Source organism: Variovorax robiniae (genome assembly GCF_037889955.1).
Taxonomy (GTDB): domain Bacteria; phylum Pseudomonadota; class Gammaproteobacteria; order Burkholderiales; family Burkholderiaceae_C; genus Variovorax; species Variovorax robiniae.
In genome coordinates this window covers 60698-74643 of record NZ_JBBKZS010000008.1, presented here as the reverse complement: position 1 = coordinate 74643, position 13946 = coordinate 60698, and the positions used below count along the sequence as shown (strand labels likewise).

17 protein-coding genes are annotated in these 13946 nt (G+C 67.0%); 7 read left to right on the top strand and 10 right to left on the bottom strand.

Annotated features, from left to right (window positions below; all coding sequences use genetic code 11):
* The first annotated feature begins 55 nt into the window (after positions 1–55).
* Positions 56–685 carry a flavin reductase family protein gene (locus WKW79_RS19270; RefSeq protein WP_340336801.1) on the top strand — a complete coding sequence of 210 codons (630 nt, stop codon included), beginning with the start codon at positions 56–58 and terminating at the stop codon, positions 683–685.
* Positions 686–696: 11 nt separating this feature from the next.
* Here the strand turns inward: WKW79_RS19270 and WKW79_RS19265 are convergent, their stop codons facing one another.
* On the bottom strand, positions 697–1371 hold the full coding sequence (locus WKW79_RS19265; protein WP_340336800.1) for a DsbA family oxidoreductase: 675 nt from the start codon (positions 1369–1371) through the stop codon (positions 697–699).
* 48 nt (positions 1372–1419) lie between these two features.
* Positions 1420–2361 (bottom strand): LysR family transcriptional regulator, encoded by a 942-nt coding sequence (locus WKW79_RS19260; protein WP_340336799.1) that lies wholly within the window; start codon positions 2359–2361, stop codon positions 1420–1422.
* Between the two features lie 131 nt (positions 2362–2492).
* Between WKW79_RS19260 and WKW79_RS19255 the strand changes: the two genes are divergently transcribed.
* Complete coding sequence (locus tag WKW79_RS19255) at positions 2493–2885, top strand: cupin domain-containing protein (protein WP_340336798.1); 393 nt, start codon at positions 2493–2495, stop codon at positions 2883–2885.
* Between the two features lie 320 nt (positions 2886–3205).
* Here the strand turns inward: WKW79_RS19255 and WKW79_RS19250 are convergent, their stop codons facing one another.
* Genes WKW79_RS19250 through WKW79_RS19235 form a run of 4 tightly spaced genes read right to left on the bottom strand, consistent with a single transcriptional unit; the run spans position 3206 to position 6568 of the window.
* A complete protein-coding gene (locus WKW79_RS19250; protein ID WP_340336797.1) occupies positions 3206–3979 on the bottom strand; it encodes an alpha/beta fold hydrolase in 774 nt (257 codons plus the stop codon).
* Positions 3980–3988: 9 nt separating this feature from the next.
* On the bottom strand, positions 3989–4420 hold the full coding sequence (locus tag WKW79_RS19245) for a carboxymuconolactone decarboxylase family protein (RefSeq protein WP_340336796.1): 432 nt from the start codon (positions 4418–4420) through the stop codon (positions 3989–3991).
* Positions 4420–5628: a 3-carboxy-cis,cis-muconate cycloisomerase gene (gene pcaB / locus WKW79_RS19240; protein ID WP_340336795.1), complete on the bottom strand. Its 1209-nt coding sequence runs from the start codon at positions 5626–5628 to the stop codon at positions 4420–4422. Before pcaB ends, WKW79_RS19245 begins: the two co-directional genes overlap by 1 nt.
* 19 nt (positions 5629–5647) lie before the next feature.
* Positions 5648–6568, bottom strand: coding sequence for a shikimate dehydrogenase family protein (locus WKW79_RS19235; RefSeq protein ID WP_340336794.1), 921 nt, complete (start codon positions 6566–6568; stop codon positions 5648–5650).
* Positions 6569–6733: 165 nt separating this feature from the next.
* On the opposite strand from WKW79_RS19235, the gene WKW79_RS19230 reads away from it, so the two are divergent.
* Complete coding sequence (locus tag WKW79_RS19230; protein WP_340336793.1) at positions 6734–7519, top strand: IclR family transcriptional regulator domain-containing protein; 786 nt, start codon at positions 6734–6736, stop codon at positions 7517–7519.
* 7 nt (positions 7520–7526) lie between these two features.
* On the opposite strand, the gene WKW79_RS19225 is transcribed toward WKW79_RS19230, so the two are convergent.
* The 3 genes from WKW79_RS19225 to aroC form a co-directional block, all read right to left on the bottom strand.
* Positions 7527–8357: a phytochelatin synthase family protein gene (locus WKW79_RS19225; RefSeq protein WP_340336792.1), complete on the bottom strand. Its 831-nt coding sequence runs from the start codon at positions 8355–8357 to the stop codon at positions 7527–7529.
* Positions 8358–8444: 87 nt separating this feature from the next.
* Positions 8445–9635 (bottom strand): MFS transporter, encoded by a 1191-nt coding sequence (locus WKW79_RS19220; RefSeq protein WP_340336791.1) that lies wholly within the window; start codon positions 9633–9635, stop codon positions 8445–8447.
* A 3-nt stretch (positions 9636–9638) separates the two neighbouring features.
* On the bottom strand, positions 9639–10754 hold the full coding sequence (gene aroC / locus WKW79_RS19215) for a chorismate synthase (protein ID WP_340336790.1): 1116 nt from the start codon (positions 10752–10754) through the stop codon (positions 9639–9641).
* Between the two features lie 338 nt (positions 10755–11092).
* Between aroC and WKW79_RS19210 the strand changes: the two genes are divergently transcribed.
* The 3 genes from WKW79_RS19210 to WKW79_RS19200 all read left to right on the top strand — a co-directional run bounded on the left by WKW79_RS19210 (position 11093) and on the right by WKW79_RS19200 (position 12251).
* Positions 11093–11329: a hypothetical protein gene (locus WKW79_RS19210; protein WP_340336789.1), complete on the top strand. Its 237-nt coding sequence runs from the start codon at positions 11093–11095 to the stop codon at positions 11327–11329.
* 116 nt (positions 11330–11445) lie between these two features.
* A complete protein-coding gene (locus tag WKW79_RS19205) occupies positions 11446–11757 on the top strand; it encodes a hypothetical protein (protein ID WP_340336788.1) in 312 nt (103 codons plus the stop codon).
* Positions 11758–11828: 71 nt separating this feature from the next.
* A complete protein-coding gene (locus WKW79_RS19200) occupies positions 11829–12251 on the top strand; it encodes a cupin domain-containing protein (protein WP_340336787.1) in 423 nt (140 codons plus the stop codon).
* An 8-nt stretch (positions 12252–12259) separates the two neighbouring features.
* Here the strand turns inward: WKW79_RS19200 and WKW79_RS19195 are convergent, their stop codons facing one another.
* Positions 12260–13078, bottom strand: a complete 819-nt coding sequence (locus WKW79_RS19195; RefSeq protein WP_340336786.1) for an enoyl-CoA hydratase — start codon at positions 13076–13078, stop codon at positions 12260–12262.
* Between the two features lie 86 nt (positions 13079–13164).
* Here WKW79_RS19195 and WKW79_RS19190 point away from each other — a divergent pair, with 86 nt between their 5' ends.
* On the top strand, positions 13165–13944 hold the full coding sequence (locus WKW79_RS19190) for a VOC family protein (RefSeq protein WP_340336785.1): 780 nt from the start codon (positions 13165–13167) through the stop codon (positions 13942–13944).
* The last annotated feature ends 2 nt before the right edge of the window (positions 13945–13946 follow it).

The following is a 13946-nucleotide window of genomic DNA, read 5'->3' as shown; positions in this document are numbered from 1 at the left end:
CTCGCGCAGCTTTCGGGGTAACGTACTGTGAGCAAACCCCGGACTTTCATCCCCCATGGACATCGACTTCGCCGCGCTCACCGAGCATCAACGCTACAAACTCATGGCAAGCCTGATCGTGCCACGCCCGATCGCGCTGGTCACTACGCTCGGACCCGATGGCGTGGTCAACGCCGCGCCCTTCAGCATGTTCAACATGCTCGGCGAGGAGCCGCCCATTGTCATGATCAGCGTCAACCGCCTGGAGAACGGCGTGCTGAAGGACACGGCTGCCAACATCGTTCGCACCGGCGAATTCGTGGTGCACCTGCCCGACGAGGACACGGCCGAGCAGATGCACCGCTGTGGCGACCGTCATCCGCCGCACATCAGCGAGCTCGACGTTGTCGGCTTCACCCCGCTTCCCAGCAGCGCCGTGAAGCCGCCGCGCATCGCCGAAGCGCCGGTCGCCTTTGAATGCACGCTGTGGGAAAAGCTGGAAACCACCAGCCGCCAGATCTTCATCGGCCAAGTGCGCTGGATGCACGCCCGCGACGAGTTGATCGACACCGAGACCTGGCGCGTGCGGCTGCAGAACTACTACCCCATCGGCCGCTTCGGCGCGAGCTTTTACGTGAAGACGCGCGAGCGCTATTCACTCGCCGCACAGGGCGCGACGCGCAGCACCTCGATCGACGAGATGTAGCCCTGGCCCGTTCAGGCGACGGCCGTCGCCGAGGGCTGCGCCCCGGCAATCTGCCGCAGCGCCCGCTCGAACACCTCGGCCGGCTGCCCGCCCGAGATCAGGTGCTGGTTGTTGATGATGATCGCCGGCACCGAATGGATGCCGGCGTCGGTGTAGAGCTTTTCCCGCGAGCGTGTCTCGGCGGCGTACTCGTCGCTCGCCAGGATCTCGCGGGCGCGCGCCACGTCGAGGCCGACCTCGCCGACCACCCGCAGCAGCAGCTCATGGTCCGAGGGGTTCTCGCCCTTCGTGAAGTAGGCCGCCAGCAGCGCCTTCTTCAACGCGCGTTGTTGCGCCGCGCCTTGCAGTTCCGCCCAGTGCAGCAGGCGGTGCGCGTCGAAGGTGTTGTAGATGCGCTTGCGCAGCCCGATGCCAAACTCGAAGCCGACCGCCGCGCCACGCTGGCGGATCATCTCGCGCATCTGCGCCTGCTGCTCCGGCGAGGAGCCGTACTTCTCGCGGATGTGTTCCTCGATGTCCTGGCCCTCGGGCACCATCCTGGGATTCAGCTCGAAGGGCTGGAAGCGCAGCTCGGCCTGCACCTCCGGGGCCACGCGGGCCAGCGCGGTCTCGAGCGCGCCGAGCCCGATGGCGCACCAGGGGCAGGACACGTCGGACACGAAATCAATCTGGAGATGGGCAGTCATGAAAAGGGGGCCGGGTCGGCGGTCAGTGAAAGAAGGAAGCGACATTCTTCACTGTGGTGGCGACCCTCGGCGTTTCAAGGTCTTGGGCCTTTCAGGCGGCTCAGTGCGTTCGAGCGCCATCAAGGCGTCCAGCAGCACCCGCACGCGCGGCGGCAGCAAGCGTTGCGAGGGGTACACCGCGCTGATCGGCATCGGCAGCGGCCGCAGCGATGGCAGCAATTCGACCAGGCGACCGTCGCGCAATTCGTCGTCCACCATGACACTGGGCAACTGCACCATGCCCAGGCCGAGCACGGCCGCCTGCACCAGCGCCTCGCCGTCGTTCAGGCGCAGTTCGCTGCGCGGCTGCAGGTTCACGGGCTTGCCGCGCTGCACGAATTGCCAGGGCCGGTCGCGGCCACTGCTCGGCATGCGGAACAGCACGGCCTGGTGCTGTTCCAGCGCGGCGAGCGTGGCAGGCATGCCGTGGCGCGCGATGTAGTCCGGGCTCGCGCACAGCAACAGGTGCTGGCTGTCGAAGCGCCGCGCCACCAGTGACGAATCATGCAGCGCGCCGACGCGCACGGCCAGGTCGATGCCGTCCCGGACCAGATCGACGAAGCTGTCCTGCAGGCGCACGTCGAGCTCCAGCCCCGGATGCTCGGCCTTGAGGCGGGCCAGCACCGGGAGCAGCACACGGCGGCCATAGACGATCGGCATGTCGACGCGCAGCGTGCCGACCACGGTGGCCCGGGTGCCCGCCGCGTCGGCATGCAGGTCTTCGATCTCGGTCAGCACACGCTCGCAACGCCGGTAAAGACGCTCGCCGTCCGGCGTGAGGCTGACCTGACGGGTGGTGCGGTGGAACAGCTTGACGCCGAGCGAGGCTTCCAGTCGCGTCACCGCCTTGGCCAGGGTCGACGGCGCACTGCCGAGTTCGCGCGCCGCCGCGGCGAAGCTGCCATGACGCGCCGTTTCAGCGAACGACAGGAACTGCTGGAGGCCTTGCATCTGGCGACGCCCATTGAGGAAGAAACGTCCTCAATGTTATGGCATTGAAGCCTCTTCACAACACACCGGCGTTTTTCGAAACTTGCATCCGCCAATCCCGGCCCAGCCCCCTTCACTTCATGGAGCCTTCGATGACCCCACAAGCTTTCTCGACGCCCATCGTTTCCCATGCCGACCTGCCGGTCGCGCACATTCCTGGCATCGAGCACCGCACGCTGGCCAACGACCGGCAAGGCCTGCACGACCTCACCGTCTGGCAGCAGACCATGGCGCCGGGCGCGGCGACGCCCCCCCATCGGCATGACGCCGAGGAAGTGGTCGTGTGCCACAGCGGCCAGGGCGAGTTGCACATGGAAGGCCGCGTGCACCGCTTCGGCCCCAACTGCAGCCTGCTGATCCCGCGGAACGTGCCGCACCAGATCTTCAGCGTCGGCCCGGAGCCGATGTTCGCCACCGCGATCTTCGCGACATCGACGGTCGAAGTCTTCGGCCCGGACGACGGGCTGATGGAGTTGCCGTGGTGAGCAGGCGTTGCGCGGCAAGCGAGATCCTGCGGCGGGCATTGGGCAGTTGCATCGGAGCTGCGCTGATGCACCTCGGCCCTCTCGAGGCCATTGAAAGCCTGGACGTGGCCGGCGCGCTGCGGCACCTTGGCGGATTCGTGCAGTCCAGTTCCCCCACCGCCGCACATGGGAACGACGTTCGATCGATTTTCAGCCTAGAAGGCGTGAAGATTTCGTAGCGAGGGCGCCGAGGTCGGGTAGAGGAGCGGAACCGTACTCCAGTACGGTGAGCACCGGAGACCCGAGATCGGTGGCCTCAGTAGAAAGATTCATGCCTTCGGTCAAAGGCTGCGCCAGAAGTCGATGAGCAAGTTGGTGAAGTCCGCCGGCCGCTCCACCGCGCTCAGGTGCGCCGCGTTGATGGTCAGGAGTCGCGCGCCGGGGATCGCGTCCGCCATCTCCTTCGACATCGGCATCGGCGTGGCCTCGTCCTGCAGGCCGCCGATGACCAGCGTCGGCACCGCAATGCGATGGTTGCTCTGGCGGAAATCGATCGCCGCGACCGCGTTGCAGCTCGCGATGTAGCCGTTGGCATCGGTCTTCTCGAGCGTGTCCTGCAGCGCCTTCGCGGCCGCCTCTCCTTCGAAGGTCGAGACCCATTCCGGCGTGAGCCAGCGCGACACCGCGCCCGGCGCGATCGCCGCCACGCCTTGCTGCGCCACCATCTCCACGCGCGCGCGCCACGGCGACTGGTCCGGGTAGAAGGCGGAGGAATTGGCGATGGTCACGCTGCGTAGCAGGTCGGGCCGGCGCGCGGCCAGGGCCTGGGCCGTCATGCCGCCCATCGACAAGCCCACGAAATGCACCGTCTCGCCGGGGGCTTCGCGCTCGATCAGCCCGATCACATCGTCGGCCAGCGTCTCGATGCCGAAGGCTTCGGTCGACTTTGCCGAGCCGCCATGGTTGCGGTGGTCGTACCGGATCACCGTGTGCGCGCGTGCCAGCAGCGCGGCCACGCCGTCCCACATGTGCAGGTCGCAGCCGAGCGCATGGCTCAGCACGACGATGGGGCCCTGGCCTTCGCGAAGGACGTTCAACTCGATCTTGTTGCTCATGGTCTCTCCTCAGGCGGATGGTGTCGCGGCGGGCAGCAGGCCCTTCTCGCGCAGGATGCCCGTCGCGATGCCGAAGGCATGGTTGGCGACCGGCACGCCGCAATAGATGGCCGACATCATGATCACTTCCTTGATCTCGTCGGGCGTGAGGCGCGATTCCGCCGGGCCGTCCAACGCGGCGCGCACGTGCATCGCGAACTCCTCGTAGGCATGCACGCCCAGCATCATCGACAGCACCATCAGCCTGCGGGTCTTGTCGCCCAGCGCGGGCCGGCCCCAGATGTCGTTCCACGCATGGCGCGTGATCATCTCCTGGAACTCGGTGTTGAAGTCGTTGCGATTGGCCAGCGCGCGGTCGACCCAGGCGTCGCCGAGCACGCGGCGGCGATGCACCAGGCCTTGTGTGTAGTCGGCGTGGGGGGTGTCGATGTCCTTGCTCATCAAGTTCTTTCCTTCTGTGTATCGAGGCTGCGCAGATGCTCGACCTGCGCCAACGTCAGGCGCCCGGCGTTCTCTGCGAGGGCGGTGTTGAACCATTCGTCGGCCGCATGCTTGGGCAGTTCGGCGCGCAGGCGGTCGATGTTGGCGCGCATGCGCGTCGCATCGACCTGCAGGCCCGGCAAGGCGGCGGCCAGCGCACGCACGCTGCCATGCGCCGACATCAGGAGCTGTGGCCATTCGGCCAGCTCGGCCTGCCAGGCGCCGAGGGCGCGCTCGTGTTCCTGGGGCATCGCGCCCAGCAACGCGGCCACGCGCTGCGGCGCGCGTTGCGCGGCGGCGAGCGCGACCATCGAGGCGACCGGATTGCGCTTGTGCGGCATCGCCGACGAGCCGCCGCGACCAGGCTCGGTCGGCTCCATGACTTCGGCCACTTCGTACTGGCCGAGCAGCGAGATGTCGAGCGCGATCTTGCCGAGCGCGCCCACCATGAGGCCCAGCTCGCAGCCCAGCGCGACCCATTCGTCGCGCTGCGTATGCCAGGTGGCGCCTGCGTCGCCCAGTTCGAGTTCCTCGGCCACGCGCCGCCTGACCTCGCCGCCCTTGTCGCCCATCTGCGCCAGCGTGCCGACCGCGCCGCCAAGCTGGACATTCAGCGCGTTGGCCTTGGCCACGCGCAGACGGTTGCGACTGCGCACCAGCGGCGCCACCCAGCCCGCGCACTTGAAGCCGAAGCTGGTGACCGAGGCCGGCTGCATCAGCGTGCGTGCCAGCATCGGCGTGGACGCATGCTGCACCGCGTGGTCCAGCAACGCGTCGATGGCGCGCGACAGGTCGGCTTCGACCAGCGCCATCGCATTGCGCGTGACCTGCGCCACGGCCGTGTCGATCACGTCCTGGCTGGTGCTGCCGAAATGCGTGAACGCGACCGCGTCGGCATTGAACAGGCCCACCGCCTCCTTCAGCGCCTTGACCAGCGGAATCGCCACGCTGCCGGCGCGACCGCTTTCGCGCACGATGCGGGCCACGTCGAACAGTTCGACCTTGCAACTGTTGACGATCGAATTCGCGGCCGACTCAGGGATCAGCCCGACCGCGGCCTGGGCCCGCGCCAGCGCAGCCTCGAAGCGCAGCATGGCGTCGACGAAGCTGCGGTCGTCGAACGCGGCCAGCGTCTCCGGGGTGGAAAGAAAGCCTTCGAAGATGCTCATGAGTGGGATCCCTCTGGATTCAGGCCACGCTGGCCGAGTGATAGCGCAGCGGCGCGGCGATCTCGGCGCGCATCGCCTCGGGGTAGATCTGCTCGCGCAGGAAGCGCATGTCGTGCCGCACGCCGTTGGCGGCCTCGCCATAGCCGAAGTAGTCGAGGTAATTGGGCATCTGCTGGATCAGCATCTCGAAGCCCGCCTGCGCATTGAGCCCGCGTGCGCGCACGGCCTGCACCAGCGGCGTCGGCTGGCCGCGCAGCAGGATGTCGAAGAGCGCCGCGTGCGGTTCCATCCGCGACACGTCGCAGGCCAGCGGGTCGCCGGGTTGCAGTCCGGCCTGCGAGGCGTTCACGATCAGGTCGTAGCTGGCCGGATCGCTGGAATCGACCGACACCACGGTCGCGTCGAAGAAGGAGTCGAGTTGCGTCGCCAGGCCGATTGCCTTGCCCGCCACCGGGTCGTAGAAGGCGATGTGCTCGGCGCCGTCCACCGTGCCGCCCTCCGCCAGCGCCACGCCGATGGCCGCGGCGCTCACGCCCGCGCCCAGCACGAGCACGCGTTTGCCGCGAAAAGGAATGTTGTAGTAGTCGAGCGCATGGACCAGGCCTTCGCCGTCGAACAGGTCGCCCTCGAGTTCGCCGTTGTCCAGGCGCCGCACGATGTTGACCGAACCCGCCACGCGCCCGAACAGGCCGCAGCCGTCCAGCAGGCTCACGATGAGCGGCTTGTGCGGCGGCGCGATCACCATGCCCTTGAGGTTCTTCGCGAGGAAGCTCGCTTTCAGGAACACGGCCAGGTCACGCGCAGCCACGCGCGTCGGCACCATCACCGCATCGATGCCGAAGCGCGCGAACACCGCGTTGAACATCCGCGGCACGCGAACGTTGGCGATCGGGTCGCCCGGGATCAGGTAGAGGTCGGTGGTGCCGTTGATGGCTTGCATGGCTCGTTCCATTGTTCCGGCATCGCTCGCGCGGCGATGCCGTTTCGACCGGACTTTAACGGCTGGCAGGCCACGGTGATCCACTTTTCGATGCATTCGTGCGATCATCGATCCGCCCTAGGCGATCATCGTCCGCTTGCCGGGGTTTCACCGAGGAGACGCTCGATGGCGAGAGAAGAAAACGAAGCCCCGCCCGGACTCGAAAAGCGCGACTGGATTGCCGGCCTCGAGCGCGGCATCAGCGTGATCGAAGCCTTCGACGACGCCAATCCGCGCCTCACCGCCAGCCAGGCCGGCCAGCGCACCGGCATGACGCGCACCGCCGCGCGGCGCTACCTGCTGACGCTGCAATACATGGGTTACGTGGCCAGCGACGGCAAGCTGTTCTGGTTGACGCCGCGCGTGCTGCGCCTCGGCCAGTCGTACCTGGAATCGGCGCGGCTGCCGCGCATCGTGCAGCCTTTCCTGCAGCGCGTGTCGGCCGGCACGCACGAGGTGGTCTACCTCAGCGTGATGGACGGCGACGAAGTGGTCTACATCGCCCGCAACGGCCCTAACCGCAACATGAGCACCGGCTACGTGCTGGGCGCCCGCGTGCCGGCGCAGGTGACGGCCGCGGGCATGCTCATGCTGGCCCTGCGCACCGACGCCGAGATGGACCACTGGCTGGCCACGCATGAACTCGCGGTGTTCACCTCTCACACCATCGCGAGCAAGGAGCGCATGCGGCTGGAGCTGATGCGCATCCGGGCGCAGGGCTGGTCGCTGTCGGAGCAGCAACTCGACCTGAATTCGCGTGGCATCGCGGTGCCACTGCGCGACCGTCGCGGCGACCTGGTCGGTGCGCTCAACATCACGATGCCGATGGGGCATGAGGGCAGCGAGGATGCGGTGAAGCGCGTGCTGCCGGTGCTGCGGGAGACGGCACAGGCGATGCGCAACCTGATCTGAACCGGCTTCAGGGCCCGTTGACCACCACGTACCCGCGGTTTTCCACCGTGTCGAAGGTGCGCATGGCCTTGACCAGCGTCGCCGTCGGTATCCAGGCCCAACCCGCCGCGGACGGATTGACGTCGAGCACGAGGAAGGAGTCGGAGGCTGCGTCGTAGGCGCCCACCGGCGAGATGTGCCCACCGCCCTTCTGGCCCACGGCTTCGCGGCGGTAGTTCACGATCACATAGTCGCCGCTGCGTGCCAGGTTGTCCGCCATGTCGGCGCGGATGGACTGCTCGGAAAGCGCATCATCGACGACGACGGCCCGGGTGACGAGCCCGTTCCCGCGCAGCATCGCGTCGAACTGGCGCAACTGGTAGCCGAAGTCCCGCACTTGCTTGCCGCCGATGGTGACCGGTTCGCCGAGTACCTGCGCACGTGTCTTCGGACCCTTGTCGATCACGAGGTCCTGCGTGAAGCGCGGCACGATCGGATCGGCCCCGGGCGGCATGAACTGCACATCGTCCTTGCGCAGGCGCGTGTGGTCGCGTGGGACTTCCGCGCCGCGGCCGATGTTCACCGTGTTGAGCACGATGGCGGCCGAGGTGGGTCCGCAGAATGCGCCGTTGTACTGGGCCTCGAACTGGTTGGCGAGTGCCGCGAAGTCCGCCTTGGCGCGCGATCGGGCCAACCGAGCCACGCCTTCCTCGGAAGCGAAGAAGACCAGCGCGGGCGAGGCATTCGCCGCGGCGCTTGTCGCGGCCGGGCTTGTCGGCGTGCCGACCGCGGCACAGGCCGACAGCAACGCTGCGACGGAGAGCAAGGCAGCGCTGGCGAGGCTTCGGATCGGCGACATGAAGGCTCCAAGGGTTGGGTCTGGCGACCCATTGTCATGGACCGCGCAACGCCGCGTGCGACCGCGGGTCATCCGGCCCGGCACAGGTCAAGCCGCTGCGACCTGCACGGCCCGTCGCTCGATGCGCTCCAGTTGCCAAGCGCAGCCGGTGGCCAGCACGCACAGCAAGGTGGAGGCGCCGAACATCACGCCAAAGCCGAAGCGGCTCGCAATCGCGCCGCCCAGCAGCACCCCCGCCACGCCACCGACCCCATAGCCCACCACCGTGAACAGCGCCTGCCCGCGGCCTCGCAAGCGGCCGGGGAAGAAACGCGTGACCATGGCGATGCAACTGGTGTGGTGTGCCGCGAAGCTCATCGCATGCAGCGCCTGCGCCAGCACGATGGCCACCAGCCACTGCCCCGCCGCCCCGGTGATGGCCATCCGCAGCGCACCGGCAACCCCGCAGACCACCAGCCAGCGCGCCATCGGCATGCGCGAAATGAAGCGCCCCTGGCCGAAGAACCAGGCGATCTCCCCCACCACCGACACGGCCCAGAGCACGCCGATCATGGCCTTGCTGTAGCCCAGCGAATCCAGGTACAGCGACAGGAAGCCGTAGACCCCGAAATGCGCCGTCACATGCAGGCACAGGGACGCAAGGAACCAGCGCACAGCCGGCTGCCGCAGCACCGGACCGATCGGCGCGCGCGCCTCGTGCGATGCGGCCGGTGGCTCGCGCATGTCCGGAAGCTGCCAGGTCGACAGCAGCACCAGCCCCAGGGTGACGGCGGCCCATGCCGGAAAGTGACGCATGCCAAAGCGCTCGAACCATTCCCCCGCGATGAACACCGTCACCAGGAAGCCCGCCGAGCCCCACAGGCGGATGCGCCCGTAGCGCCCCCAGTCGCCCGCCACCAGATGCGCCATCGCCGCCTCGGTGAGCCCCATCATCGAGCTGGTGTGCGTGAACAGCAGCAACAGCACCAGCGCGATCCACCAGGCCCCGCCCTGGAACCACAGCCCGAAGGAGACCGCCAGCGCAATCGCCGCACTGATGCGCAGCAGCCGCACCCGCTCGCCCGTGTGGTCCGACAGCGCGCCCCACGCATAGGGAGCGAACACCCGCGTGAACGACTGCACCGCTGCCAACAAGCTGATCGTGAAGATCGGCAGGCCCTGGTCCTTCAACCAGAGCGGCAGGTACGGGTTGAAGAAACCGATGTGCGCGAAATAGCTGGCCGACAAGGCAGCGAACGCCAGCAACTGGCCGCGGCTCGCGCCGCCCGGCGCCGTCACCGCCTACAGCAGGGAGGATTGCGCAACGGCCGCGTCGTTCGCGGGCTCGCTGTTCGCACCCACGTCGCCGTTCTGCGCGCGATTGCGCAGCGCATGCTCCATCACAACCAGCGCCAGCATCGCCTCCGCGATCGGCGTCGCACGAATGCCGACGCAGGGGTCATGCCGGCCCTTGGTGACGACCTCGACCGGCTGGTTGTTCACGTCGACGGACTTCCGCGGGCTGATGATCGAACTCGTCGGCTTGATAGCGATGCTCACTTCCAGGTCCTGCCCCGTGCTGATGCCGCCGAGCGTGCCGCCCGAATTGTTGCTCTCGAAGCCTTCCGGCGTGATCGAGTCGCCATGCACCGTGCCGCGCTGCGTCACGCTGCCGAACCCCGCGCCGATCTCCACGCCCTTCACCGCATTGATGCCCATCATGGCGTAGGCGATGTCGGCATCCATCTTGTCGAACAGCGGCTCGCCAAGACCGACCGGCACGTTGGACGCCGTCACGCGGATGCGCGCGCCGCAGGAGTCGCCGGCCTTGCGCAGCGCGTCCATGTAGGCCTCGAGCTGCGACACGTCGGCCATCGGCGCGAAGAAGGGGTTGTTCGGCACATGCTCCCAGCTCTCGAAGGGAATCACGATGTCGCCGATCTGCTGCATGCAGCCGCGGAACACGGTGCCGTACTTCTCGGCCAGCCACTTCTTGGCGACCGCGCCGGCCGCGACCATCGGCGCGGTGAGCCGTGCCGACGAGCGCCCGCCGCCACGCGGGTCGCGGATGCCGTACTTCTTCCAGTAGGTGAAGTCGGCATGGCCGGGGCGGAACTGCTGGGCGATGTTGCCGTAGTCCTTGCTGCGCTGGTCGGTGTTCTGGATCAGCAGCGCGATCGGCGTGCCGGTGGTCTTGCCCTGGTACACGCCGGAAAGGATCTGCACCGCATCGGGCTCGTTGCGCTGCGTGACGTGGCGGCTGGTGCCGGGACGGCGACGGTCCAGGTCGCCCTGGATGTCGGCCTCGCTGAGTGCCATGCCGGGCGGGCAGCCATCGATGACGCATCCGATCGCAGGGCCATGGGATTCACCGAAATTGGTGACTGCGAAAAGGGTGCCGAAAGTGTTGCCGCTCATGGCGCGGGATTATCCCAACAAACGCCACGCGCCCCGTTCCGGCCGCTGCACGCACCGAAATGCGTTGCCGATGCGACTTTTACGCAACACAATCGCAAACGAAATAGTTAACAAAGAGTAACATTGAGTACTACTTTTAGGGCAATTGTGAACTGCGTCATAGCCATTCGGTGCAGTGTTGTGCTGTGGCTCTCGTCGTAGGACGTTGATTACAAAGGGCAAGGACTCCGTCTGATGGCAGCGATCCTCCCTGACCGCGCCAGCGGAAAATATGCGGGCCCGTTGTTTAAAGTACGGATGGCAGGGAGACTCGAAGGCCGACAGAACCAGCACATGGGATGGCCACGAACGCCGCGAAGGCGGAAACGGACAGCTACGAAATGATGAGCTCTACCAGCGACATGGGCCTTGCCTTCAGTCAATGGCAGGAATTGACGGACGCCTATGCCAAGCAGATCGACGCGATGGCGCGCCGCATGCCTGGCGCAGCAGCGGAAGTTGCGCGACTGGCCCAGGCCATGAAGCAGCACGAGCTCGCGTTCCGCGAATCGCCGTGGGCCTTGCTGCCCGCATAGCACGGCGCCAGTACGCTTGATCTAGTCGCGTGGCCATACGACGTATGGACACCAAATCGCCCCGTGAATACCTTTGATCCCGGTCGAATGACGACCGTTATCGAAGGTATTCGTTCATGCAACCCCATCTTCAGATCCGCTGCATCCGCCCCCAGGTCTACGCATACAGCCTGAGCGCCAGCGCCGATTCGTTCTTGCACACCGAGACCACGCTCGAGTCGCTCGAACGGTGCCTCTGGGATGCCTGTGATGCACTGGGCCACTACTTCTCCAGCGTGCAGATCAGCCTCGAAGGCCAACCGCTGGGCAGCTACGGCGTGGCCCTGGTCCAGCGCAATGCACCCGCACTGGCGCGGCAGCTGCGCGAGCGTTTTGTCATGGCGCGTGAGCGGCAGGCGCGCCCTCTTTCGGTGGTCGTCAACGCCTGATCGGGTGCGTTCCTCGGGAATGGTTTTTGCGTGCTGCGGCGCAGCATCAACCATCTCCGAAGGAGTGCCCCATGCTGGACCGAACCGCCACCAAGTTCTCGCACGTCAAGCCCGGTGACACGCAATTCGCCTCCGGCGGATTGCGCGACTTCTTCCTGTACCGCGACCTCGGCGTGGCCGAGGCGACCAATGGCCAGGTCATCGCGCACCTGGTGAAGGCCAACATGCCCCCGGAAGGCGGCACCGGCTGGCACCGGCATGAGGCGAACTTCCAGATCGTCATCATGGTCAAGGGCTGGGCCCGCTTCATGTACGAGGACCAGGAGACACTGGTCGAGGCCGGCGACGTGGTCCACCAACGCCCCGGCATCCGTCATTTCCTGTTCGACTACTCGCCCGACATGGAGTACCTGGAGATCGTTTCGCCCGCGGATTTCAAGAGCGTGGATGTGGAGCCGGCCGCGGCGGTGCCGCCGGCCACGCCCTGGGAGTGATACGCCGCTCAGCGCCCCGTGAAAGCCGGGGCGCGCTTCTCGAGGAAGTGCGCCACGCCCTCCTTGAAGTCCTCGCTCCTGAACGAGGCCTGCATCTCCTCGTCGGCGCGCTCCCATGCGCGATCCAGATCCTGGAACAGGCTGTCGTACACCTGCCGCTTGATCACGCCGATGGAGCGCGGCGACGCGAAGTGAACCAGGTCGCGCGCTGACTGCTGGACGCTGGCCAGGAAGCCTTCGGCCGGCAGCGCCTTCACCAGTCCCAGCGCAGCGGCTTCGCTCGTCACCACGGTGCGGGCCGACATCAGCAGGTCCAGCGCGTTGGTCACGCCGACAAGCCGCGGCAGCATCCACGAGGTGCCGTGCTCTGCGATGAGGCCGCGCCGGGCGAAGGCCGTGGTCAGCTTCTGGCCCTCGGCCATGTAGCGGAAGTCGCAGAACAGCACCATGCACAGGCCGATGCCGGCGATGGGTCCGTTGATGGCCGCGATGATCGGCTTCGGCACGCGCAGCAGGTAGCTGAAGCGCCACTCGTAGTTCCGCTCGATGCCTTCGATGCGGGGCTTCGGCGAACTCGCAGCGGCGGCGCCCTCGCCGCCCGACGCGGCGCCGGCTTCGAGGATGTCCATGTCGGCGCCCGCGCAGAAGCCGCGACCGGCGCCGGTCACGACGATGGCGCGCACGGCATCGTCTGTCGATGCGGCCTCGATGGCGCTGCGGAATTCGTTCTCCATGCGCTGCGTCCATGCATTGAGCCGCTCGGGGCGGTTCAGCGCGATGGTGCAGACGAAGGCTTCGACGGCGACGGTGATGTCCTGGTAGTTCATGGCAGTCCTGTGTGTGTCTCGTTGGTTTCGACTTTTGCCCTATCGTATTTCGCAGACCCGAAAGGCTTTTGAAACCAAGGAGACACGTGAGCCCCACCTACCTTCGCCTGCGCCAGATCTGCCTCGTGGCGCGCGAGCTTGAGCCGGTCGTCGAAGACCTCTGCGCCGTGTTCGGCATCAAGGTCTGCCATCGCGACCCGGCAGTCGCCCACTTCGGCCTGCACAACGCGCTGATGCCCTTCGGCAACAGCTTCCTCGAAGTGGTTGCGCCGCTACGCGAGGGCACCGCCGCTGGCCGCTACCTGGACCGCCGTGGCGGCGACGGCGGCTACATGGTCATCCTGGACACCGAAGCGCTGCCACGCTGGCGCGAGCACGTCGCAAGCATTGGCGTGCGCATCGCCGCGCCGCTGGCGCTGGGCGACTACGAAGGGATGCAGCTGCATCCGCGTGACACCGGCGGTGCGCTGCTGGAGATCAACACCACGCGCAACGGTGCCGACTTGCAAGGGCCCTATTGGCCGGCTGGCCCGCATTGGCGCGATGCCGTGGTCACCGACCGCGTCGAGGGCATCGCTGGCGCTGTACTCCAAGGCACGGACCCGGCCGCACTGGCCAGCAAGTGGGGCCAGATCCTGCAACGCCCGGTCGAGTCGTCCGATGCCGGCTGGCAAATGCAGGTCGACAATGCAACGCTGCATTTCGATGAAGCCATCGACAGTCGCGGCGAAGGGCTCGCCGCCGTCGCGCTGAAGGTGCGTGATGCCGCGGCCATCCGCCAGGCCGCCGAGGCGCGCGGGCTGCCATGCGACGCCGGCAACGTGACGATCTGCGGCACCCGCTTCGAACTGGTGCCCACCCCCTGAGA

Bases quoted from the DNA above. Each gene is read 5' to 3' on its own strand.
- WKW79_RS19270 (WP_340336801.1), top strand. From the start codon at position 56: ATGGACATCGACTTCGCCGCGCTCACCGAGCATCAACGCTACAAACTC.
- WKW79_RS19265 (WP_340336800.1), bottom strand. From the start codon at position 1,371: ATGACTGCCCATCTCCAGATTGATTTCGTGTCCGACGTGTCCTGCCCC.
- WKW79_RS19260 (WP_340336799.1), bottom strand. From the start codon at position 2,361: ATGCAAGGCCTCCAGCAGTTCCTGTCGTTCGCTGAAACGGCGCGTCAT.
- WKW79_RS19255 (WP_340336798.1), top strand. From the start codon at position 2,493: ATGACCCCACAAGCTTTCTCGACGCCCATCGTTTCCCATGCCGACCTG.
- WKW79_RS19250 (WP_340336797.1), bottom strand. From the start codon at position 3,979: ATGAGCAACAAGATCGAGTTGAACGTCCTTCGCGAAGGCCAGGGCCCC.
- WKW79_RS19245 (WP_340336796.1), bottom strand. From the start codon at position 4,420: ATGAGCAAGGACATCGACACCCCCCACGCCGACTACACACAAGGCCTG.
- pcaB (WP_340336795.1), bottom strand. From the start codon at position 5,628: ATGAGCATCTTCGAAGGCTTTCTTTCCACCCCGGAGACGCTGGCCGCG.
- WKW79_RS19235 (WP_340336794.1), bottom strand. From the start codon at position 6,568: ATGCAAGCCATCAACGGCACCACCGACCTCTACCTGATCCCGGGCGAC.
- WKW79_RS19230 (WP_340336793.1), top strand. From the start codon at position 6,734: ATGGCGAGAGAAGAAAACGAAGCCCCGCCCGGACTCGAAAAGCGCGAC.
- WKW79_RS19225 (WP_340336792.1), bottom strand. From the start codon at position 8,357: ATGTCGCCGATCCGAAGCCTCGCCAGCGCTGCCTTGCTCTCCGTCGCA.
- aroC (WP_340336790.1), bottom strand. From the start codon at position 10,754: ATGAGCGGCAACACTTTCGGCACCCTTTTCGCAGTCACCAATTTCGGT.
- WKW79_RS19210 (WP_340336789.1), top strand. From the start codon at position 11,093: ATGGCCACGAACGCCGCGAAGGCGGAAACGGACAGCTACGAAATGATG.
- WKW79_RS19205 (WP_340336788.1), top strand. From the start codon at position 11,446: ATGCAACCCCATCTTCAGATCCGCTGCATCCGCCCCCAGGTCTACGCA.
- WKW79_RS19200 (WP_340336787.1), top strand. From the start codon at position 11,829: ATGCTGGACCGAACCGCCACCAAGTTCTCGCACGTCAAGCCCGGTGAC.
- WKW79_RS19195 (WP_340336786.1), bottom strand. From the start codon at position 13,078: ATGAACTACCAGGACATCACCGTCGCCGTCGAAGCCTTCGTCTGCACC.